At 70.3% G+C, this 21,597-nt stretch carries 22 protein-coding genes; 12 read left to right on the top strand and 10 right to left on the bottom strand.

Annotated features, from left to right (window positions below; genetic code table 11):
- Positions 1-151 precede the first annotated feature (151 nt).
- Positions 152-379 (top strand): DUF2283 domain-containing protein, encoded by a 228-nt coding sequence (locus tag OHB21_RS30825; RefSeq protein ID WP_228801534.1) that lies wholly within the window; start codon positions 152-154, stop codon positions 377-379.
- Positions 380-781: 402 nt separating this feature from the next.
- On the opposite strand, the gene OHB21_RS30830 is transcribed toward OHB21_RS30825, so the two are convergent.
- The 3 genes from OHB21_RS30830 to OHB21_RS30840 form a co-directional block, all read right to left on the bottom strand.
- Entirely contained in the window at positions 782-1,294 is a 513-nt protein-coding gene (locus OHB21_RS30830; protein ID WP_407675048.1) for a M15 family metallopeptidase, read from the bottom strand.
- 807 nt (positions 1,295-2,101) lie between these two features.
- Positions 2,102-2,497, bottom strand: coding sequence for a hypothetical protein (locus OHB21_RS30835; RefSeq protein WP_067514289.1), 396 nt, complete (start codon positions 2,495-2,497; stop codon positions 2,102-2,104).
- A gap of 138 nt (positions 2,498-2,635) precedes the next feature.
- Positions 2,636-4,312 (bottom strand): fumarate hydratase, encoded by a 1,677-nt coding sequence (locus OHB21_RS30840; RefSeq protein ID WP_067514288.1) that lies wholly within the window; start codon positions 4,310-4,312, stop codon positions 2,636-2,638.
- A gap of 259 nt (positions 4,313-4,571) precedes the next feature.
- On the opposite strand from OHB21_RS30840, the gene OHB21_RS30845 reads away from it, so the two are divergent.
- On the top strand, positions 4,572-5,039 hold the full coding sequence (locus OHB21_RS30845; protein ID WP_067514292.1) for a MarR family winged helix-turn-helix transcriptional regulator: 468 nt from the start codon (positions 4,572-4,574) through the stop codon (positions 5,037-5,039).
- Between the two features lie 74 nt (positions 5,040-5,113).
- Complete coding sequence (locus OHB21_RS30850; RefSeq protein WP_067514287.1) at positions 5,114-5,800, top strand: GntR family transcriptional regulator; 687 nt, start codon at positions 5,114-5,116, stop codon at positions 5,798-5,800.
- A 121-nt stretch (positions 5,801-5,921) separates the two neighbouring features.
- On the opposite strand, the gene OHB21_RS30855 is transcribed toward OHB21_RS30850, so the two are convergent.
- The 5 genes from OHB21_RS30855 to mftE form a co-directional block, all read right to left on the bottom strand.
- A complete protein-coding gene (locus tag OHB21_RS30855; RefSeq protein WP_067514286.1) occupies positions 5,922-6,704 on the bottom strand; it encodes an ABC transporter ATP-binding protein in 783 nt (260 codons plus the stop codon).
- An 11-nt stretch (positions 6,705-6,715) separates the two neighbouring features.
- A complete protein-coding gene (locus tag OHB21_RS30860; RefSeq protein WP_067514285.1) occupies positions 6,716-7,588 on the bottom strand; it encodes an ABC transporter permease in 873 nt (290 codons plus the stop codon).
- The gene (locus tag OHB21_RS30865) at positions 7,585-8,592 is read right to left on the bottom strand and encodes an ABC transporter substrate-binding protein (protein WP_067514284.1); all 1,008 of its coding nucleotides are present in this window, start codon (positions 8,590-8,592) and stop codon (positions 7,585-7,587) included. The genes OHB21_RS30860 and OHB21_RS30865 overlap by 4 nt, the downstream gene beginning before the upstream one ends.
- A 202-nt stretch (positions 8,593-8,794) precedes the next feature.
- Positions 8,795-9,994: a pre-mycofactocin synthase MftD gene (mftD, locus tag OHB21_RS30870; RefSeq protein WP_067514283.1), complete on the bottom strand. Its 1,200-nt coding sequence runs from the start codon at positions 9,992-9,994 to the stop codon at positions 8,795-8,797.
- Positions 9,991-10,689, bottom strand: coding sequence for a mycofactocin biosynthesis peptidyl-dipeptidase MftE (mftE, locus tag OHB21_RS30875; RefSeq protein WP_195124362.1), 699 nt, complete (start codon positions 10,687-10,689; stop codon positions 9,991-9,993). The genes mftD and mftE overlap by 4 nt, the downstream gene beginning before the upstream one ends.
- A 65-nt stretch (positions 10,690-10,754) precedes the next feature.
- Between mftE and mftR the strand changes: the two genes are divergently transcribed.
- The 9 genes from mftR (at position 10,755) to OHB21_RS30920 (ending at position 19,051) form a co-directional block, all read left to right on the top strand.
- The gene (gene mftR / locus OHB21_RS30880; RefSeq protein WP_067514281.1) at positions 10,755-11,405 is read left to right on the top strand and encodes a mycofactocin system transcriptional regulator; all 651 of its coding nucleotides are present in this window, start codon (positions 10,755-10,757) and stop codon (positions 11,403-11,405) included.
- A 70-nt stretch (positions 11,406-11,475) separates the two neighbouring features.
- A complete protein-coding gene (locus OHB21_RS30885; protein WP_067514280.1) occupies positions 11,476-12,381 on the top strand; it encodes an STAS domain-containing protein in 906 nt (301 codons plus the stop codon).
- A gap of 12 nt (positions 12,382-12,393) precedes the next feature.
- The gene (locus tag OHB21_RS30890) at positions 12,394-12,783 is read left to right on the top strand and encodes an STAS domain-containing protein (RefSeq protein ID WP_067514279.1); all 390 of its coding nucleotides are present in this window, start codon (positions 12,394-12,396) and stop codon (positions 12,781-12,783) included.
- Positions 12,773-13,186, top strand: coding sequence for an ATP-binding protein (locus OHB21_RS30895; RefSeq protein ID WP_067514278.1), 414 nt, complete (start codon positions 12,773-12,775; stop codon positions 13,184-13,186). Before OHB21_RS30890 ends, OHB21_RS30895 begins: the two co-directional genes overlap by 11 nt.
- Positions 13,179-13,814 carry a SpoIIE family protein phosphatase gene (locus OHB21_RS30900; protein WP_067514277.1) on the top strand — a complete coding sequence of 212 codons (636 nt, stop codon included), beginning with the start codon at positions 13,179-13,181 and terminating at the stop codon, positions 13,812-13,814. The genes OHB21_RS30895 and OHB21_RS30900 overlap by 8 nt, the downstream gene beginning before the upstream one ends.
- 10 nt (positions 13,815-13,824) lie before the next feature.
- On the top strand, positions 13,825-16,089 hold the full coding sequence (locus tag OHB21_RS30905; protein ID WP_067514276.1) for a SpoIIE family protein phosphatase: 2,265 nt from the start codon (positions 13,825-13,827) through the stop codon (positions 16,087-16,089).
- 118 nt (positions 16,090-16,207) lie between these two features.
- Positions 16,208-16,627 (top strand): YciI family protein, encoded by a 420-nt coding sequence (locus OHB21_RS30910; RefSeq protein ID WP_195124363.1) that lies wholly within the window; start codon positions 16,208-16,210, stop codon positions 16,625-16,627.
- A 23-nt stretch (positions 16,628-16,650) separates the two neighbouring features.
- Positions 16,651-17,937, top strand: coding sequence for an RNA polymerase sigma factor (locus OHB21_RS30915; protein ID WP_195124364.1), 1,287 nt, complete (start codon positions 16,651-16,653; stop codon positions 17,935-17,937).
- Positions 17,938-18,166: 229 nt separating this feature from the next.
- Positions 18,167-19,051, top strand: coding sequence for a bile acid:sodium symporter family protein (locus OHB21_RS30920; RefSeq protein ID WP_067514291.1), 885 nt, complete (start codon positions 18,167-18,169; stop codon positions 19,049-19,051).
- A gap of 4 nt (positions 19,052-19,055) precedes the next feature.
- Here OHB21_RS30920 and OHB21_RS30925 read toward each other — a convergent pair whose 3' ends face one another.
- Both OHB21_RS30925 and OHB21_RS30930 read right to left on the bottom strand, forming a co-directional pair.
- The gene (locus OHB21_RS30925; RefSeq protein WP_067514273.1) at positions 19,056-19,484 is read right to left on the bottom strand and encodes a hypothetical protein; all 429 of its coding nucleotides are present in this window, start codon (positions 19,482-19,484) and stop codon (positions 19,056-19,058) included.
- A 138-nt stretch (positions 19,485-19,622) separates the two neighbouring features.
- Positions 19,623-21,068 (bottom strand): sugar transferase, encoded by a 1,446-nt coding sequence (locus OHB21_RS30930; RefSeq protein WP_195124365.1) that lies wholly within the window; start codon positions 21,066-21,068, stop codon positions 19,623-19,625.
- Between the last annotated feature and the right edge of the window lie 529 nt (positions 21,069-21,597).

Below are 21,597 nucleotides of genomic sequence, written 5' to 3' on the forward strand. Positions count from 1 at the left end.
CGGCCCCTACACCCTGCGCCACGCGCGCACACGGCGGCTACCTGCGTGTTCCCGGCGTTCTCGCGGTACGCGGGGCGACATCGGCGTTACCGGTCTACCGTGGAGGGCTCACCGGGGAAGTTCGACGGGCGTCGAGGGACGAAAGGTGTGGATGATGCGTGTGACCTACGATCCGGCTGCCGACGCCGCCTATTTCACCATCGCCGACGCCATCGCCCCCGGCGAGGCCACCCGGCAGGTGGTCACCCCGGTCGCGGGCGGCACGGTGGTGCTCGACTTCAACTCCTCGGGCACCCTGCTCGGCCTCGAGGTGTTGGGAGCACAGCGGCTGGTTCCGGCCGAGGTCTTGGGGCGGGCCGAACCGCCGGCCCGGACGTAACCCACCGTCGCGCGCGATGCGCCGTCGAGTGCGTATCCGAGCGGCGCGCCTGGAACACGGAGCCCGGTCGGGCTCGGCCGACCCTGCGGTGCCGGTGTCGGCCTGCCGTGCGTCTCCTCCGTGACCATCCCCGGTCACGGCCGCGACCAACGCAGCTCGGTGCACGGTTCGACGTCGTCGGTCCCACTGCGCGGCAGCAGAGCGTCGACGAATATGCCGACCGAGCCGTCGAGTGCGGCGCGCCGCGACCCGCGGTAGGGGCGCCGACGACAACGACATCGCCGACGATCTGCCCGTCCCGGTGGCCAGTCCTGTGGCTCCTCGCCGGCCCGCCATGCCGCTCATCGGAGGGCGGAAGTGGCTCGGCGCCTTCGACCTTCGCGGATTACCGGACGTATCCGCCTACCGGTGGCCGGCGTCGGGGAGCATGGGTGGGCAGGGAGTGCCGGGGAGGGTGGCCAGCTCGAAATGCCACCACTCGTTGAGGAAGGTGCGGCACAGGCCCCAGCGATTTCCGTTGCGCTCCAACCAGAGTGCGCCCTCCTGGGGGCCGACGTCGATGGCGCGGCCCGTGACGTGGGTGGATTCCTCCGGCGGCAGGACCCAGCGGCGGGCTTCCTCGGGGCTGCCGTAGGTCGCGAGGCCTTGGTCCCAGAGGGCCTGCTGTTCGGCGTGGGTGCGGTGGCCGGAGTTGATGTAGAGCGGGACACCCTCGACGTGGGCGGCGTTCTCGGCGAGGGTGTAGGCCACGGTGAGCGCCGGGTCCAATCCCTCGGTGCCCTCGGCCGATCCGACCACCGCCCACTGCGGGCCGGGCGCGGCCTGCGCCACCGGCACCGCCATCAGCACCGGCGCGGCAAACGCCAGCGCCCCGATCACCATCCGCGTTCCGCACCGCACCGTCGTCTGCGCCATCGCGCCATCGTAGCGGCGCGCACCGCGCCCGCCCCGACACGACCCGGGCGGAACCGCCGCCCGATATCCACAGGCCCGCGGGCGCTCCGGCCGCCCCCAGACCCTCGCGACCACTGGTTATACACATCGGCTGTGGATGAATTGGGGACGAGTGACGGTGCCGGAGCGGGCGATTCGGGCGGTTTGGGCGCTTCGATGGCCGAAAACCCTTGCCGGACGGCAGGAATGTCCACAGGAACGGACGTTGTCCACATAGTTATCCAGTGCTGTGGATCACATCGGGACACACCGGGCTACCAATCCCCAAGCAGGAGCGGACGATACCGACCAGTCCGGCCAGGCAGGTGCTGCGGAGACACGCCGAAGTGCGGGCAATAAAGTGATGGACATCACATTCCAGCGTGAATCCGACGGGCCCGCACGACCTTCGAGGATCGGCACAGCAATCGCGTAGCTTCTCGACTCCGACCCGCGACCGCTCTACGGACGAACCACCACCCGCGCGCCCACCAGGACGCAACCCACGCGGGAACCACACACCACCACGGCCGGAAATAGACGACACCCACGCCGGCGACAGCCACTACCCGCTTGGAATGCACGCACCGAACCACGCCCCGCGCACCGGCAACCACCCCACCGCGCATCACGCCCGAGCCACGGCCACGATCACACCGGCAGACCCGAACAGTCCACGCCGAAACCCCCGAAACACCTCTCCCCCACTACTTTTCGCCCCCATTCACACGACGACGCCGAGACCTTCACCCGGCCTCGGCGCCCCCGTGCACCCGCGCGTTCACCCGCTCACACCGGCTCGCCCCGCCGAATCGCCTCGGCCACTTGACGATTCCGCCCGATCCGCGCACCGATCTCCGCACCGTGCGCCCGCGCGTACGCGAGCGCGGTGCGGATGGTCGGCGCGCGCAGATCACAGCGGCTGCTCAGCACGGCGATCCGGCGTTCCACCGGACCGTCGAGCTCCAGCAGCCGGGCCACGACTTCCCACACCTCGGGCCCGGCCGCCAGGGCGGCCCGCCGGTCGGTGATCGGCCCGCGGAACACGATCCCCGGGTGTTCCAACTGGTCGACCCCCTCCCGGATCAATCGGTTGAGCAGTGCGGTGGAGCTGGTTCCTTCCTGTGCGGCGCGCGCGACGAGGCGTCGCCCGGCCGATTCCGAGACGCGAAACGACGTGGTCATCACCTTGCTCGCCCTCCTCGCATCGAAACCAGTACGACCTACCCCGACCAGGGTGCACCGGCGGATGCCCGCGCCGCTGCGGCGAACAGGGTGACAACGCGGTGTCCGCACCCGTGCCCGCACCGGCGCGGCGGGCGCTCAGACGCGCTCTGTGGAGCGGGTGCGGACCCGCAGCGCGATCGGCTTCTGCGTCTCGGCGAAGAAGTCGTTGCCCTTGTCGTCCACCACGATGAACGCCGGGAAGTCCTCCACCTCGATCTTCCAGACCGCCTCCATGCCCAGTTCGGGGTACTCGAGCACCTCGACGGACTTGATGCAGTCCAGCGCCAGCCGCGCGGCGGGCCCGCCGATGGAGCCGAGGTAGAAGCCGCCGTGCTCCTGGCACGCCCGGGTGACCTGGGCGGAGCGGTTGCCCTTGGCCAGCATGACGAACGAGCCGCCCGCCGCCTGGAACTGGTCGACGTAGGAGTCCATGCGCCCCGCCGTGGTGGGGCCGAACGAACCGGAAGCGTATCCGTCGGGCGTCTTGGCGGGCCCCGCGTAGTAGACGGCCATCTCGCGCAGGTACTCCGGCATCGGCTCGCCCGCGTCGAGGCGCTCCTTGATCTTGGCGTGCGCGATGTCGCGCGCCACGACCAGTGGCCCGGTCAGCGAAAGACGGGTCTTAACAGGGTATTTCGACAGTTCCGCCCGGATCTCCGACATCGGGCGGTTCAGATCGATCTGCACCACGTCGCCGCCGAGGATGGCGTCGGTCTGCTCGGGCAGGTACTGCGCGGGCTCGCGCTCGAGCTGCTCCAGGAACACGCCTTCGGGGGTGATCTTGGCCAGCGCCTGCCGGTCGGCCGAGCAGGACACCGCGACCGCGACCGGGCAGCTGGCGCCGTGGCGGGGCAGGCGCACCACGCGCACGTCGTGGCAGAAGTACTTGCCGCCGAACTGCGCGCCGATCCCGAACGACTGGGTGAGCTTGAACACCTCTTCCTCGAGTTCGACATCGCGGAAGGCGTGCGCGGCGAGCGACCCCTCGGTGGGCAGGTTGTCCAGGTAGTGCGCCGAGGCGTATTTCGCCGTCTTGAGCGCGAACTCGGCGCTGGTGCCGCCGATCACGACCGCCAGATGGTAGGGCGGGCAGGCCGCGGTGCCGAGCGAGCGGATCTTCTCGTCCAGGAACTCCAGCATGCGGGTGGGGTTCAGTACCGCCTTGGTCTCCTGGTACAGGAACGACTTGTTGGCCGAACCGCCGCCCTTGGCCATGAACAGGAACTTGTAGGACGGCTGCGCGGGATCGCCCGGCGTGGAGTACAGCTCGATCTGCGCGGGCAGGTTGGTGCCGGTGTTCCTCTCGTCCCACATGGTGATCGGCGCCAGCTGCGAGTAGCGCAGGTTCAGCTTCGTGTAGGCGTCGAACACGCCCCGGCTGATCCATTCGGCATCGTCGGCGCCGGTGAGCACGCCCTCGGACTTCTTGCCCATCACGATGGCGGTGCCGGTGTCCTGGCACATGGGCAGGATGCCGCCCGCGGAGATGTTCACGTTCTTGAGCAGGTCCAGCGCGACGAACCGGTCGTTGCCGGAGGACTCGGGGTCGTCGATGATCTTGCGCAGCTGGGCCAGGTGCGCGGGGCGCAGGTAGTGGCTGATGTCGTGCATCGCCTCGGCGGTGAGCAGCCGCAGCGTCTCGGGTTCGACCCGCAGGAAGGTGCGTCCGTCGACCTCGAAGGTGCTGACGCCCTCGGTGGTGAGCAGCCGGTACGGGGTGTCGTCGGCGCCGATCGGCAGCAGGTCTGAATAGCGGAATTCCGGGGCGGTCACGGATCGCTCTCCTTCGAGGTCGGGCTGGGGCGCGACGGAGCCTGCGGTCGGCGTGGGGGCTGAGCCGAACCGGGCTGGTCACGAGCAGGAGGGAGCCTATCCAGGCCGGTCGGGAGCGCGATCGGTTAGGCAACCCTATCCAGCCGATGGGGACCGGAAAGGTTGCACGTTCAACCCGGCGGTGTTAACTCTCAGTTCCCGGCTCGCGACCGACACCGGGACAATGCACCCCACACGCCGGAACTACTGGAGGCTTCTCGTGACCGAACCGCAATGGCTCGACGACGTCGAAATGCGGGCCTGGGTCGGATTCGTGCGCACGCGCGACCTCATCGCCGCCGCGATCGGCCGTGACTCGGCCCGCGAGTCGAACCTCACCTACGTCGAGTACTCGGTGCTGGCACGACTGGCCGAATCGCCCGGACACCGGCGCACCTTCGCCGAACTCGCCGAGGTGCTGGAGTGGTCGCAGAGCAGGCTCTCGCACCAGATCACCCGCATGGAGAAGCGCGAGCTCGTGGTGCGCGAGCCGATCCCCGACGACGCCCGCCGCACCGCCGCGCGACTCACCGAACGCGGCGCGAACGTGCTGGCCACCGCCGCGCCCGCGCACGTGATCAGCGTCCGCAAACACATGATCGACGCGCTGGACCGCGAGCAACTGGCCGCGCTCGCCGACATCTACGACACGCTGCTGGCCCATCACCGGCGGCAGGCCACACCCTGATCGGCCGCGCAGCGCCGCGTCCGGCTGGGTATACGCTGGCGGATACAACGGAACGACGGCGGGGCGAGGGCGGGATGAGCGACACCAATCTGACGGAACGCGTCTTCGTCGCGCTGCGCGACGACCTCATGTCGGGCCGGATCTCCCCCGCCGAACGCCTCAGCGAGACCGTCCTCGCCGAGCGCTACGCGGTGTCGCGCACGCCGGTGCGCGAGGCGCTGGCCCGCCTGCTCGCCGACGGGCTGGTGGAGCGCCGCGAGCGCGGGCTGTTCCCGTACCGGCCGAGCCTGGACGATCTGGCGCAGCTCTACGAGTTGCGCACCACGGTGGAACTGCGCGGCATCGTGCGCATCGAAGAGGACGACGCGCTGCGCCACGACCCCGACATCCTCGGCCCGGAGCTGGACCGCTGGGCGGCCCTGCACGCCGCCCCGCCCGAACCCGACGCCGGTTTCGTCGCCGACGACGAGCGCTTCCACGACCGGCTGCTGGCCGCCGCGGGCAACCGCGCCCTGGTGAGCGCGCTGGCCCTGGTGAACGTGCGCATCCGCCCGGTGCGCATGTACGACTACCTCACCGAGGACCGCATCGCCGCCACCATCACCGAGCACATCGATATCGCCCAGCGCGTCCTGGACCGCGACCTGGCGGGCGCCCGCGCGGCGCTGCTGGCCCACATCGACACCTCCCGCCGCGTCGCCATCGAACGCGCGAGCCAGGCGGTGTCGATGGCGGGCATCATCAGCGCCCTGCGCACCTGAAACAGTCCAGATCGGCAGTCGAGGCGCTTCCGCATTCCGGGCAGCCCTGCACTCGATGCACGTCGGCGCGCAATGCTGTCCGCGGCCCTGGGCCCAGGTCGCACGGGACGGCGGGCAGGGCTCAGTGGCCCTCGATCAGCGCGCTGATCCGCCTGCGCTGCTCCCCGAACTCGGCGGAGTTCACATCGCGCGGGTGCTCGATCCCGATATCCACGATCGCCTCGATGTGTCCCGGTATCCCGTGTGAGATACCGCCGCTCATCACCACCACCCGGTCGGCCAGATACACCGCCTCCTCCACGCTGTGCGTGACGAATACGGTGGTGGTGCCGAGGTCGCGGTGGATCTTGCCGAGTTCGCGCTGCATCGCGCCGCGGGTGAGGGCGTCCAGCGCGCCGAACGGTTCGTCCATGAGCATCACGGCGGGCTCGTTGCACAGCACCCGCGCGATGGCGACGCGCTGCTGCATACCGCCGGAGAGCTGGTTCGGGAAGCGCGCGGCCACGCGGGTGAGCCCGACCAGCTCGATGAACCGCTCGGCGCGCTTCCTGGCCTCGGCGCGCGACGCGCCGTTCTGGCGCGGCCCGTAGGCCACGTTCTCCAGCACGGTGAGCCACGGGAACAGGCCGTAGTCCTGGAACACCACCCCGCGGTCGGGTCCCGGTCCCGCGACAGGCGCGCCGCCCACCTCGAGCACGCCCGAGGTGGGCGCCTCGAAACCGGCGAGCATGCGCAGCAGCGTGGACTTGCCGCAGCCGCTGGCGCCGACGACGGCGATGAACTCGCCCGCCTCGATGGCCAAGTCCAGGTCGGCGACCGCGGTCACCGGGCCCTGTTCGGAGGGGAAACTCTTGGTCAGCCCGGCGAGGGTGAGGGGTGCGCCGAGTCGGGTCGCTGTGGTCACGGTGCCTCCGGTCAGGTGAGGGTGGGACGGCCGCGGGTGAGCAGGCGCAGGCCGAGGGTGAGCAGGCGGTCGCTGAGCAGTCCGGCCAGGCCGATCACCACCATCCCGGCGATGATGATGTCGGTGCGGCTCATGTCCCTGGCCTGCGTGATGAGTGCGCCGAGGCCGGTGCGGATACCGACGGTCTCGCCGACCACCAGCACCACCCAGGACAGGCCGAGCCCGACCCGCAGCCCCGCCGTGATCGAGTGCATGGCGCTGGGCAGCACCACCGTGAAGAAGGACTTCCAGGTGGGCGTGCCGAGCATCGCGGCGGCTTCCAGCAGCCGGGGCGAGACGGTGGCCGCGCCCGCGATGGTGTTGAGCAGGATCGGGAAGAACGCGGCGATCACGATGAGGAAGATGGTCGAGCGGTCGCCGAAGCCGATGAGCAGCAACGCCAACGGCGCCCACGCCGTCACCGGGACGGGCCGCAGCAGGCTGACCGTCGAATCGAACAGGCTGTTGACCGCTTTGATCCGGCCCATCAGCAGTCCCAGCGGAATGGCGAGGGCGGCGGCGATCAGGAACCCGTTGGCCACGCGCAGCGTGCTGGCCGCGGTGTGGCGCCACAGGGAGCCGCTGGTCGCCTCCGCGCCCGAGCCCACGGCCAGGTCCCACAGCCGTTCCAGCACCGCCCACGGCGAGGGCACGAACCGCATGTCGACGCCGAGCGGCAACTGCCATTGCCCGCGCACGGCCAGCGCCCACAGGCACACCAGCACGATCGGCAATCCCACCATGTTCGCGAACGTCTTGGCGTACTTCGCGGCCTTCCCCGGCGCGGCGGGCGCGGGGGTGACGCGGACGGGTGTCGCGGCCGGAGCCGCTGTCGTGGCGGTCATTTCCCGCTCCCCTCGGTGGCGGTGACGAAGGTGTCCTCGACGAAGGCGGACATGTCGGGCCGGTTCGGCAGCTGCCCCAGCGCGAACATCTCCCCGGCCAGCGCCGTCACCTGGGCGACGTACTCGGCCGACAGATCCGAGCGCGGCCAGGTGTTCGCGATCGCGCCCGCCGCCACCTCGGGGTCGAGCCCGAACTCGGCGACCACGCGGTCGCGCCATTCGGCGCGGTGGGTGTCCATGTACTCGACGGTCTGGACGTGCGCGTCCAGCACGGCCTGGATCAGATCGGGCGCGCGGTCGATGACGCGCTGCGTGGTGGCCAGGCCGATGTTCACCTTCCCGACGGGAGTGTCATAGGGCGACACCACATCTCGCGCGCCCTGCTGCCGCGCGACCGAGGGCCCGAGTTCGGCGGAGGAGAACGCGTCGATCTGGCCGCTCAGGTAGGCGTTGGCCATATCGGCGAACGCCAGATTCACCAGCGTCACATCGCGATCGGCGTCCATGCCGTGCTGGGCCAGCGTGGCCCGCAGCAGCACCTCCTGCGAAGAACCGACCGGGAAGCCGACCCGCTTGCCGCGCAAGTGGGTGACGTCGCCGATCTCGGGGCGGCCGACGATCGCCGATCCGCCGTCGGCCGACGACGCGATCAACCGCACGTCCTGTCCGGCGGCCGCCCCCGCCAGCATGGCGGGCAGGCCCATCACCGCGACGTCGATCTGCCCGGACACCAAGGCGTTCTTGATGTCCGGGGAGGAGTCGAAGACCAGCACGTCGGCGCTGACGCCGTCGGCGAGCGCCCGCTCGTAGAAGAAGGGCGCGAACAGGTGCGGCTGGCCGCGCAAGGTGCCCACCCGCACCACCTGCCCGTCCCCGCCGCCCGCGCCGGGCGTGAAGGTCGAGTCGATGGAGGAACACCCCGCGACCGTCAGGAGCAGCGCCATCGCGGCCACGACCACCCGGGCCGGCGACCGCCGAAGACGCTGAAAGGTACTGCTGTCCATGGCAACCTGTCACCTCAGAGGTATACGCACTTCGTGTACTTCGGTGTATACAGTCGCGCATACAGGTTGGCCCCAGATCACCTCGAGGTTGCCGCCTCGTCAACTACGTAACGAGCCCGTTTCGGCCGCTACGAGCCCTGGCGCTGACGATCGCGAAACAGTGTGGGGCGGCACCGATTACGGCACCGCCCCACGCGAACACTCAGGCGGACACCGTGTCCCGAGCACCTTCCGGCACACCCAGCGCCCGGGTGAAACCCTCCGGGACGACGATGTCGTCGCGCGTCAGGTCCGTCACCTTCGTCTTGCGCAGGCCGAGCAGGGCCGAATCGATGCCGCCGCGCAGGATGTCGAGTACGTTCTCCACGCCCGCCTGGCCGTTGGCGGCCAGGCCCCACAGGTACGCGCGGCCGATCAGCACGGCGCGGGCGCCGAGCGCGACCGCCTTCACCACATCGCTGCCCCGGCGGATGCCGCCGTCCAGCAGCACTTCGATCTCGCCGCCCACGGCGTCGGCGAGCACGGGCAGGGCACGGATGGCGGCCGGGGTGCCGTCGAGGTTGTTGCCGCCGTGGTTGGACACCGAGATGCCCGCGACGCCCGCGTCGACGGCGCGGCGCGCGTCGTCCACCCGCATGACGCCCTTGAGCAGGACCGGCCCGTCCCACTGCTCGCAGATCCAGCGCACGTCGTCCCAGTCGGGCGCGGGGGTGCCCATCCATTCGCCGTAGGCGCCGAAGAAGCCGGGGGCGGGCGCGCCGCCGACCGCCATATTGGGCGCGGTGAGATCGGGGATGTGGCCGGAGCGCAGGTAGGTGGCCAGCCAGCGCGGCCGCGCGAGGGTCTGCGGCGCGAACTTCACCATGGTGCGCAGGTCCAGTTTCTCCGGGATCACCGGGCTGCCCCAGTCCCGCCCGTGCGAGAACGACCAGTCCAAGGTGAGGATGAGCCCGACCGCGCCCGCCTTCTTCGCCCGGTCCATGCGCGCGAGGATGTCGTCCTTGCCGCCGCACCAGTACAGCTGGAAGAACGTACTGGGATTGGCCGCGATCACCTCTTCCACCGGCTTGCTCGCGAAAGAGCTGAGCGCCATGGCGATTCCGCGCGCGGCCGCCGCGCGGGCCACGGCCACCTCCCCGTCCGGGTGCACGGCCTGCACCCCGGTCGGCGAGATCATCACCGGCATCGACAGCGGCTGCCCGAGCACGGTGGTCGACTGGTCGCGCTCCCCGATCGGCCCGGCCACGTGCGGGGCGAAACCGAGTTCGGTGAAGGCCGCCTGGTTGTCCTCGATCGTCTGCCCGCGTTCGGAGCCCGCGATGAGCGCGCCGTACACCGATTTCGGCAGCCGCTTCTTCGCGCGGCGCTGCGCCTCGGCGACGGTCTCGAACCAGGGATTCATGACGGGTGTCCTTTCGGGGTGGCCGCCGGCCACCAGCGGCCGGTCTGCTCGGTCAAGTCGTCGGCGAGGGCCGTCAGCAGGGCGCGCCCCTCCGCGACGGTCGCGCCCGCCGGATCGCCCAGCACGCCACTGGGACTCACCGCGCGCACGCCGCCCGCGCGCAGCAGGGGCAGCACCTCGGCCAGCGGACGGGTGTCGCCCGCCACCGCCTCCTCGGCGCGCACCAGATCGGGCCGCAGCGCGAGCTGGATCGAGGTCTCGGCGCGCCCGGCGTGCGGATCCCCTTGGTAGCGCGGCATATACACGCGCACGTCGCGGGACTCGGCGCGCAGCAGCGCCTCGGCGCGGCGCAGCGGTTCGCGATTGCCGCCGTGCCCGTTCACCAGGAGCACGCGATCGAAAGTGTCGGTGGCCGAACGGCACAGCTCCACGATCACCAGTTCCAGCGCGGCCTGCCCGATCGACAGCGTGCCCGCGAAACCCGCGTGCTCACCGCTGGATCCGTACGGCAACGCGGGCGCGACGAGCACGTCGGGACGGGTCGCCGCCAGCCGCGCGCACAGCGCCACGGCGATATCGGTGTCGGTGGACAGCGGCAGGTGCGGGCCGTGCTGTTCGGTCGACCCGACCGGCACCGCCAATACCACACCCGCGGCCCGGTCGTCGACCTGCGGCCACGTGAGATCCGACAACATGCCGCGAGATTATCGTCACTGAGTGACATAATCAAGGGCCGCGGGTGGCGACATAATCGGTAATCGTGACGACCAAGGGCACCGGACGCGGCAGGCCGCGCGGGACCAGCAAGCGCGAACTCGAGCTCATCGCCATGCGCCTGTTCACCGAGCGCGGCTTCGAGAACACCACCGTGGAGGACATCGCCGCCGCGGCCGGTGTCAGCGGCCGCACGTTCTTCCGTTACTTCCCCGGCAAGGGCGAGGTGCTGTGGTACCAGTTCGACGAGGAGGTGCGCGCCCTGCGCGCGGCCTTCGACGCCGTCGCCGACGACGTGCCCATGATGACCGCGGTGCGCCGAGTCGTGGTGAACGCCAACCGATATCGCGCCGAGGACGTGCCCGAGCTGCGCACCCGGATGGGGCTGGTCGCCTCGGTCCCCGCCCTGGCCGCCAGCGCGGGCGCGCACTACGACGCGTGGGAGCGCGCGGTCAGCGCGTTCGCCGCCCGCAGGCTCGGCCAGTCCCCCGACGACCTGGTCCCGATGGCCGTGGGCCGCACCGCGCTGGCCGCCGCGCGCGCCGCCTTCGACGCCTGGCTGCGCGGGGCCGACGCCGACCTCACCGTCTACCTGGACCGCGCATTGCTGGCGCTGGAGCGGGGATTCGCGCCCGAGACGTGCATCGTGCACACCGACCCGCAGGTTTCGGCGGCGAAGACGATGGGGTATGACTAGGCTCGGACTCGGCACGGGCCGAGCGCACGACGATCCCGACACCACCACGTCGAAAGGGGCTGGAGTTTCCATGTCCGAGGTATCCATGGGCCTTTCGGCGGATCCCCTGTCCACGGGACCGGTGGACAATCTGCTCCCCCAGTTGGTCGAGCACCTGCGGCAGAACCGCACCGCGCTGCGCGAGGAGTGGGCGCGCCGCATCACCGACGCCCAGTTGCTCACCGCCATGACCCCGGAGGAGATCTTCTCCGAGGCCACTTCCATCTACGACAACTACGTCGAGGCCCTGGAAACCGGTAGCGTCGAGGCGCTGCAGGCCTACGCCCGCGACCTGTCCGAGCGCATCATCCCGCGAGGCGTCGAGACCGACGAGGTCATCGGCATCGTCCTGCTGCTGCGAGATGTGCTGGCGCGCTCGCTGTTCGAGAAGTACCAGACCAATTTCGAGCTGCTCAACCACGTGCTCGACGCCTACGAGCCTGCCGCCAACCGCATCGCGAGCACGGTGGCCATCTCCTTCGTGCAGGAGCGCGAGCGCGTCATCCGCCAGCAGCAGGAAGCCATCCGCGAGCTGTCCACCCCGGTGCTGCAGGTGCGCGAACAGCTGCTCATCCTGCCCATCATCGGCGTGCTGGACAGCCAGCGCGCCCGCCAGCTCACCGAACAGCTGCTGCGCGCGATCCGCGCCAACCGCGCCAAGGTCGTCGTCATCGACATCACCGGTGTGCCCGACATCGACTCCACGGTGGCCAACCACCTGGTGCAGACGGTCGACGCCTCCGGCCTGATGGGCGCCAACGTCATCATCACCGGCCTGTCCTCGGAGATCGCGCTCACCCTGGCCACCATCGGCCTGGACCTGTCGAAGATGAACGCGGTGGGCGACCTCCAGGGCGGTATCGAGGAGGCCGAGCGCCTGCTCGGCTACGAAGTGACCCGCGGGACCGATCGCGTCACCGAGCGCGACGGTCGCTGATCGGGCCGCCCGATGCCGGTACCCATCCTCAAGCAGGGGACCTACCTCATCGCGTCGGTCCAGTCCGCGCTGACCGACGCCGACACCGAGCGCCTGCGCGACGACCTGATGAAACAGGTCAGCAAGTACCGCGCGCACGGCATCATCGTCGATGTCACCGCGATCGACGTGCTCGACTCCTTCGCCGCCAGATCGCTGCGCACCATCGCGCACATGACCCAGCTGCGCGGCGCGGAGACCGTGATCGTCGGATTACAGCCGGAGGTCGCGTTCGCCATGGTGCAGCTCGGCCTCACCTTCGACGACATGCACACTGCCCTGGACCTGGAGGAAGGGCTGGCTTGGCTGGAAAACAAATCTTCCGGACGGCGCCATCGAGACGGTCGTGACAGTGGCCGCTGAGATCTTGGTGATCACGGTGAAGGTGTCCGGCGACATCGTCACCGCACGAACAGCCGGGAGGGAACTGGCGGCCGAGCTCGGCTTCTCGTTGACCGACCGCACCATGATCTCGACCGCGATCTCCGAAATCGCCCGCAATATCACCAGTTACGCCGGGATCGGCGAGATCCGGCTGCTCGTCGACGACCGCGAGGGCAGGCGGGCGCTGGTGGTGCAGGCCAAGGATCAGGGCCCCGGCATCCGCGACATCCCCCGCGCGCTGGAGGACGGGTACTCCACCGGGCGCGGCCTCGGCCTGGGCCTGCCCGGCGCGCGCCGGCTCATGGACCGGCTCACCATCGACTCCGCGCCCGGCCGCGGCACGTTGGTGGAGATGTGGAAGTGGGTACCCAACGGTGCATGAGGACGGCTTCATCGGCCGCATCGAATGGGCGGCGGCCGGACGTGCCCTGCCCGGCCAGCGGGTGTCCGGCGACCGCTGCGTGGTATTGGACTCCGGCGGCGGCACGGTGTTGTTCGCGGTGCTCGACGGGCTCGGGCACGGCGCGGCGGCCGCCGACGCGGCCGACCGGGCGGCCCAGGTGCTCGCGGAGAACCGCGGCGAACCGCTGGACGTGCTGATGGTGCTGTGTCATCGGGCCATGGCCGACACCAGGGGCGCCGCGGTGTCGCTGGCGCTGTTCGACGTCAACGACAGCATCCAGTGGCTCGGCGTCGGCAACGTGGAGACGCGGGTGCTCAGCGCGGGCCCCGTCGGGCTCAACGTGAAAGCCACCGTGCTGCTCACGGCGGGCATCGTCGGCTACCGGCTGCCGCAGCACCTGCAACCCCAGACCGTGCAGGTGCGGGCGGGTGATCTGCTGGTCATGTCGACCGACGGCATCGTCCCCGAGTCCGGCGAGGACATCGACCTGTCCCGCTCCACCGCCGAGATCACCGCCGACATCCTCGCCAAGCACGCCAAGGACACCGACGACGCCCTGGTCCTCGCGGCCCGCCATCGCGGCGGCGCGGCGAACGGGTTCAGATGACCGGCCGCCGATGAGTGCCGTGCTCGCCGCCTTCCTCGACGATTACGCCGTCGCGCTGCGTCACCACCTGGCGACGCGCACGCAGGACAGTCTCGAGGAGGGCTACGAGCTGGGGCGCCGGGCGCTGGTGGAGAGCATCAGCCTGCTCGACCTCACCGAGCACCACTTCCGGCTGGCCACCGAGGCCGCCGCCGAATCCGGTGATCCGCGCGTCACCGAGACGGCGCTGGAGTTCCTGCTCCAGACGCTGGCCGCGCTCGACATCGCCACCCGCGGCTACCTCGACGGCACCCGCCGGGCCGAGCAGCAGCGGACCCGCGCCGACGATCTCGCCGGGCGCGACGCGTTCCGCACCGCGCTGGTGGAGTCGTTGCAGGACGGGTTCTTCGTCGCCGACGCGCGCGGCACCATCACCGAGGTGAACTCGGCGTTCGGCGCGCTCACCGGGTACGGGGCGGCGGATCTGCCGTTCGCCCTGCCGCATCCGTGGTCGCTGCCGACCGGCTCGCGCTATCCGGATCTGGGCACCGAGGCCCTGCGTTTCGTGCTGCCGATCCGGCACCGCGACGGGCGCGAACTGTGGCTGGCGGTGAGCACCAGCGCGCTGGTGAAGCCGGAGAACAACGAACTGATCTATGTCGGCACCGTCCGCGACGTCACCGCCGAGCACGACGCGCAGGCCCGCGACCAGGCCGCGTCCCGCCTGGCGACAGCGGTGGGCGCGGCGACCAGCGTGGTCGAAGTCCTGGCCGTGGGCCTGGACGAGTTGCGCCGCACGGTGGGCGCGCAGTCGGCGGTGGTGACCGTGTGGCCGAGCCGCACCGCCGAACCGGAGGTGTATGTCTCCGGGAACGTGGACCATTCGGGCGCCGAAGGCGATCCCACGGCCCTCGACGACGGGGAGCGCGCCCTGCTGGACCGGGCGCGCCGCCGCTCGCCACGCAGCCTGGCCACCGTGCCCGAAGGTGGGGAGAGCGCGGTCGGCATCGTCGCCCCGCTCGGCGAAACCGGCGACGCCGCACTGCTTCTGCGCTTCGCCGCGCCCCGCGCCGTCACGGCCGCCGACTGGACGTTGTTCTCGCTGCTGATCGGTCACCTGAGCCTGGCCGTGCAGCGGGCGCGCAACTTCGATCAGGCGCGCTCCACCTCGCTCACCCTGCAACGGGCCATGCTCGGCCCCATCGAACTGCCGCCCCGGTTCTCGGTGCACTACGAACCGGCCCTGCCGCCGCTCGAGATCGGCGGCGACTGGTACGACGTGGTGCCGCTGCGCGACGGCACCATCGGTGTGGTGGTCGGCGACTGCGTGGGCCGAGGACTGTCGGCGGCCGTGGTGATGGGCCAATTGCGTTCGGCGGGAAGGGCTCTGCTGTTGCGCGGGGCCGGGCCCGCGCAGTTGCTCGCCGAACTCGACACCGTCGCGAGCCGGATTCCCGGCGCGATGTGCACCACGGTCTGCGCGGCCGTGCTGGACCCGGTGCGCGGCGTCCTGCGCTACAGCAGCGCGGGCCATATGCCGCCGATCCTCGCCGACGTCGGCAGCACCGGCCGCATGCTGGAGGGCGGACGCTCGGTGCCGCTGGCGACCTTCGAGATGCCGCGCAGGCCCGAGGCCACCACCGCGCTCTCGCCCGGGTCGACGCTGGTGCTGTTCACCGACGGGCTGGTGGAGCAACGTGGCGTCGACATCGACGACGGGTTCGCCAAGATCGCCGCGGTGCTGGCCGACACGCCGGGCAAGCTGCCGCGCGAGGTGGCCGACGCGGTGCTCTCCCGCCTGCGCCCGGCCGCCGGATACGACGACGACGTCGCGATGGTCGTCTATCGGCAGCCGCCCGCCCCGCTGCACCTGGACGTGCCCGCGCGCGCCGACGAACTGTCCGCGCTGCGGCGTTCGCTCAAGGACTGGTTCGCCGCAGCCGCCGTGCCGCACGACCTCGCCTCCGATCTGGTCGCCGCCGCGAACGAGGCGTGCAGCAACAGCATCGAGCACGCGTACCGCAACGGGGCCGCCGCGTCGGGGCGGGTGCGCCTGTCGGCCCAGTGCGACACCGAACAGGTCGTCATCGAGATCACCGACACGGGCAGGTGGAAGCCGCGCCCGGCCGACCCCGGGCATCGCGGCCGCGGCATCGACATGATGCGCGCGCTCACCGAGGAACTGCACATCGACCACGGCGAGGACGGCACCCACGTCCGCATGTCGGTCACCCTGCCCGCCATCAAATCCCCCGTCGCCAACCCGCTGCGCGGCACCCACCGCCGCCTGAGCTGAGCCGGAAAAAATCTCCCGGAAAAATTTCGCGGCGGTGTCGATTCGAGTCGATCCCCGTTCGACCTAGGTGTGAAAGGGTCCGAACGGGACCCGGAACACGATCCGAGGAGAGACGACCATGAAGTACATGCTGATCATGCGCGCGACCGACGAGGGTATGGCGAAGATGGGCGAGATCGACTTCGCCGAAATGCTCGAGACCATGGGCAGGTTCAACGACGAGCTGATCCGGGCGGGTGTGCTGGTCGCCGCCGAGGGACTCGACGACCCCGCCGAGGGTGTCGTCGTCGACTACGAGTCGGAGACGCCCGTGGTGACCGACGGCCCGTACGGCGAGACGAAGGAGCTGTTCGGCGGCTTCTACATCCTCAACGTGGCCTCCAAGGAAGAGGCCATCGAGTGGGCCAAGCGCATTCCCGGCAACGGCCCCGGCTTCAAGACCGAGATCCGCCGGGTGCCGTCCATCGACGAGTTCCCGCAGGACAATGTGTGGATCCAGAAAGAGCGCGCGTGGCGCGAGTCCACCGGTCAGCTCTGAGCGGAGCCCGCTGAGCGACTTCGATGAGTGATCACACCGGCCGGGCGGCGGTCGCCGCCGTCTGGCGCATCGAATCGGCGCGGATCGTCGGCGCGCTCGCCCGCTACACCGGCGATTTCGCCCTCGCCGAGGACCTCGCCCAGGAGGCGCTGGCCGAGGCGCTGGTGACCTGGCCGCGCGACGGCGTGCCGCACAATCCGGCGGGCTGGTTGCTCACCGTCGGCCGCAGGCGCGCGATCGACACCTTCCGCCGCCGCAGCGCGCTCGACACGCGGTACGCCGCTCTCGCCGGGGAACTCGGTGAGGGCGGTGCCGCGACCGGCGGCGCGCCCGCCGACCCGTCCCGCGAAGGAGTCGATGTGCTGTGGGACCCCGACCGCATCGACGACGACGTCTTGGCCCTGATGTTCGTCTCGTGCCATCCCGTGCTGAGCCGGGAGGCGCGCGTCGCGCTCACCCTGCGCGTTGTGGGCGGCCTGACCAGCGACGAGATCGCCAAGGCGTTCCTGGTGCCGCCCGCCACCGTGCAGGCGCGCATCACGCGCGCCAAGAAGACGCTCGCCGCCGCGCGGGTGCCGTTCGAGGTGCCGCCCGCCGCGCAGCGCGCCGAGCGGCTCGGCTCGGTGCTGAGCGTGGTGTACCTGATCTTCACCGAAGGGTCCTCGGCCACTTCGGGTTCCGGCCACATCCGCTTCGACCTGGCCGGGGAGGCACAGCGGCTGGCCCGCGTGTTGTCGCGCCTGGTGCCCGACGAACCCGAGGTGTACGGGCTGCTGGCGCTGCTGGAACTCACCGCCGCGCGGTTCCCCGCGCGCACCGGCCCCGACGGGCGTCCCGTCCTGTTGGAGGATCAGGACCGCCGCCGCTGGGATCGGTCCGCCATCACGCGCGGGCGCGCCGCCCTCGCGCGCGCCGCCGAATCGGGGCGCGGACTCGGCGCCTACGGCCTGCAAGCGGCGATCGCCGAATGTCACGCCGTCGCGGCGTCGGTCGAGGACACCGACTGGGACCGCGTCGTCGTCCTCTACGAAGCCCTCGGCCGTCTCGCCCCCTCCCCCGTGGTCGAGCTCAACCGCGCCGTGGCCGTAGCCATGGCCTCGGGCCCCGCCCAGGCCCTCCCCCTCGTCGACCGCCTCATCGCCGAAGGGGCCCTCCCCAACTCGCACCTGCTCCCCACGGTGCGCGGCGAACTCCTCACCCGCCTGCGCCGCCCCGCCGAGGCCCGCACCGAATTCGAACGCGCTCTCGCCCTGTGCGGCAACGAGAACGAGCGCGACGTCCTGAGACAGAAACTCGACAAGCTGGACTGAGCGCCGATCGTGCTCCGCACCCGGCGTCGCGGCGGCCGCGATCGTCCTGGCCGCCACCGGCGCCGAGGGCGCGCGACGCCGGGTCGCGGATCGAGGTGTGACCCGCACCGGCCAACCCATCTTCTTGCGACGCAGATCACATCGGGCTACCCTCATCGCAATCTGAGACGAGTCGGTATCAGATTTCCGGCCCGCCCGGCCGGAACCTGCGGTAGCACAAGGAATGACGATGGACTCTCCGTTCGTATCGGTCGGCTTGCCGGTGGCGCTGGCGGTCATCATGTTCGGCCTCGGACTGTCTTTGACGGTCGCGGACTTCGCCCGCGTCGCCAAGAACCCCCGCGCGGTCACCATCGCGCTGGCCTGCCAGCTGCTGGCGCTCCCGGCGGCGGCGTTCGGCCTGGTGCTGCTGTTCGATCTGCCGCCGGTCCTCGCCGTCGGCATGATGCTGCTGGCCGCCTCCCCCGGCGGCACCACCGCCAACCTCTACAGCCACCTGTTCCGCGGCGACGTGGCGCTGAATGTCTCTCTCACCGCGGTCAATTCGGTGATCGCGGTGGTCACTTTGCCGTTGGTCACCAACTTCGCGATCGGCTACTTCGATCCCGCCGGTGACGCGGGCACGGTCGGGTTGCAGTTCGGCAAGGCGGTGCAGGTGTTCGCGATCGTGTTGGTGCCGGTGGCGCTGGGCATGGTGGTGCGGCGCTTGGCGCCCGGTTTCGCCGATCGGATGGACCGCCCGGTGCGGATCGGCTCGGCGCTGATGCTGGTGCTCGTGGTGCTGGGCACCATGCTGGCCGAGCGCGACAACCTGCTCGACTACCTGATCGACGTCGGCCCGGTCACCGTGCTGTTCTGCCTGGTCAGCCTGTCGGTGGGCTACTTCGTCCCGCGCAGGCTCGGCGTGGACGCCCGCCAGTCCATCGCGTGCTCGATGGAGATCGGTATCCACAACAGCACCATCGCGATCACCATCGCCATCAGCGTCCTGGACAGCACCGAGATGGCCGTGCCCGCCGCGGTGTACGGCGTGCTGATGTTCCCGCTCGCCGCGATCTTCGGCTGGCTCATCACCCGCAAACACGCGCGAGCCGCGGTCCCCGCGGCCGGCTGACCCGCTACAGGCCGGTGAGCTTGCGGTCGGTGCTCTCGGAGGCGCGCCAGATGTCGACGACCTCGGCGTGACCGTTGGCCACCAGCCAGTTCACCGTGATCTTGGTACCCGAGATCGAGGTGCGGTTCGGGTTGAGCTCGGCGTAGGACCTCGGCTCGGGTGTCAGTTCCCGGATGACTCGCGCCTGCGCCAGGCTCGCGTGCTCGGGCAGCGGTTTACCGGTGGTGCGGAAGCGCACGTCCCAGTGGACCTGTCCGCCCACGGCCAGCTCCCGCAACGCCTCGGCGACAACGGGTTCCGCCCCGGGCACACCCGCGGCCACCTCCGCGGTGGTCAGCCACCGGTCACCCGCGGCGTGCAGGCGGAGCAGGATCTCCATCTCCAGGGGATCGGCGACCTCGAGCAGTCGCATCAGGACCTTGTGCACGTCCACCGTCGAACTCCGAATCCGGGTACCGCGTGAGCGGCGCGAACGCGCGGTGCACGACGGTCTCGTTCTTCCCCGAACGCCGGGAATATCCGCCGAGGCGCGTCCGGCGTTACGACGCGCCCGGCCGCGGCGAGCCGCACGTCAGTAGGCACCGTCGCCGGCCACGACGGCCGAGAGGGTGCGCGCGATGATGCGCAGATCGAGCCCCATCGACCAGTTCTCCACGTAGGACAGATCGAGCCGATAGGACTCCTCCGGTGACAGGTCCGAGCGGCCACTCACCTGCCACAGCCCCGTGATGCCCGGTTTCACCAGCAGGCGGCGCCGGATCGTGCCGTCGTAGCCCGCCACCTCGCGCCACACCTGCGGGCGGGGGCCGACCACGCTCATATCGCCGCGCAGCACGTCGAAGAACTGCGGCAGTTCGTCGAGGCTGTATTTGCGCAGGATGCGGCCGACCGGGGTGACGCGCGGATCGTCGGCGAGTTTGAAGAACGACGCGCCGCCGCCGTGTGCGGCGATCAGCGCCTCCGCGTGCCGGTCCGCGTCGGTGGTCATGCTGCGGAACTTCGTCATCCGGAAAGGCTTGCCGTCCAGGCCGATTCGTTCGGAGCGATAGAACACCGGCCCGGCGCTGCTCACTTTCACCGCGACCGCGATGGCGATCAGCACGGGAGCCGTGAGCAGGAGCGCGGTGAGGGCGAACGCCATGTCGAACGTGGCTTTGAGCCGGGCGGTGGCGCGATCGTAGCGGGGTTTGCCGACGTGCAGCATGGGCACACCGGCGACGGTGTGGCTGCTGAGCCGGATCCGGGCCACGTCGATCACACCGGGCGCGATGATGAGTTCGGCGCCGAGGGGGTCGAGTTCCCAAGCCAGGCGCCGGATTTCGCCCGCGCCCGCACCGCCGCCGGGCGCGACCACCACGTAGTCGGCGCCGGTGCGGCGCACCGCGGCGATCACCGCGCGATGGTCACCACCGGGCGTCTCGCCGGGCGGCACCACGCCCACGACACCGTATCCGCCGTGCGCGGCCATCGTGCCCGCCATCTCCCGGGCCGCCTGCGCGGCGCCGTAGACGACCACCGACCCGCGCCCCGGCCCGGCGGGCGAGGCCCGGCGCCGCGCCGAGCGCCACGACCAGCGGGTGAGGACCAAGCCGAAAAGCCCTGCGGGCATAGCGATCACGAGATACCCGTGCAGCGAGTCGGCGCGCAACATCCCGGCGGCGATGGCGAACAGTCCGAAGACTTGCACGGTGGCCACCGCCAGCCTGCGGTACTCCTCGACGCCGGCGGCCATGACGCGCGCCGAGCGTGTGCGGTGCGCCGAGCAGGCGAGCAGCCACGCGCACGCCAGCGCCAGCGACGTCGCGGCGCCGGCGCTCGTGACCCATTCGCGCACGTCACCGCGCGGCGTCTGCCCGTTGTACCACTGCGCGAGCCCGACTGCCGCGGCGATCACCAGGGCGTCGGTGGCGAACACCCGGCGCGCGTGCCTGCCCCGCGATCGGACTTGGTCGATCCGAGGGAATTCGAGTACCGGGGCGTGCAGACCGGCGGGCGCGCGGTCGATTATCGATTCCATGAACCTGTATCCATTTTTCCCTGCGTACTTCGAGCCCCGCCGCACAGCTGTTTCTCGACACGGTGGCACGAAGTTTGCCACCGGCTCGCCAATCGTCTCGCGGAGAACGCAACTTACTTGTGCAAGAGTGTCGCAGAAAGGGCCCCCGATGCTACACACCTATGGCGAGCATCACAGTTTGCACCTTTTATAGGAGAAACTCGATGATTAAACGAACAACTGGCAATGTCGCGGCTACGCCAGCCTACCATCTCATGAATCGCCTCTACCAGCAATTTTACTGGCAGTTGTCGTGAAAATAGCAGGTGTTCCTGGATTGCCGTCGCCCGCCCTCAGTTGACTGGGAGTATGCGGGTGAGTCAGAACACGTTCCATTAGTTCGCGCTATGAAGAGGAGGCGCGAGACAGATCGGTTTGCTATAAGTGTGCTGTACGAAACTTTTCGCCGAGAATTCGCGGCGGGGTGTGGCGCGCGCTCAGCAATGGTTGTACTGTCGACTGCGTTCGGCTTGGGGGTCGCGAATCAGCG

The organism is Nocardia puris (assembly GCF_036051655.1).
GTDB lineage: Bacteria > Actinomycetota > Actinomycetes > Mycobacteriales > Mycobacteriaceae > Nocardia > Nocardia puris.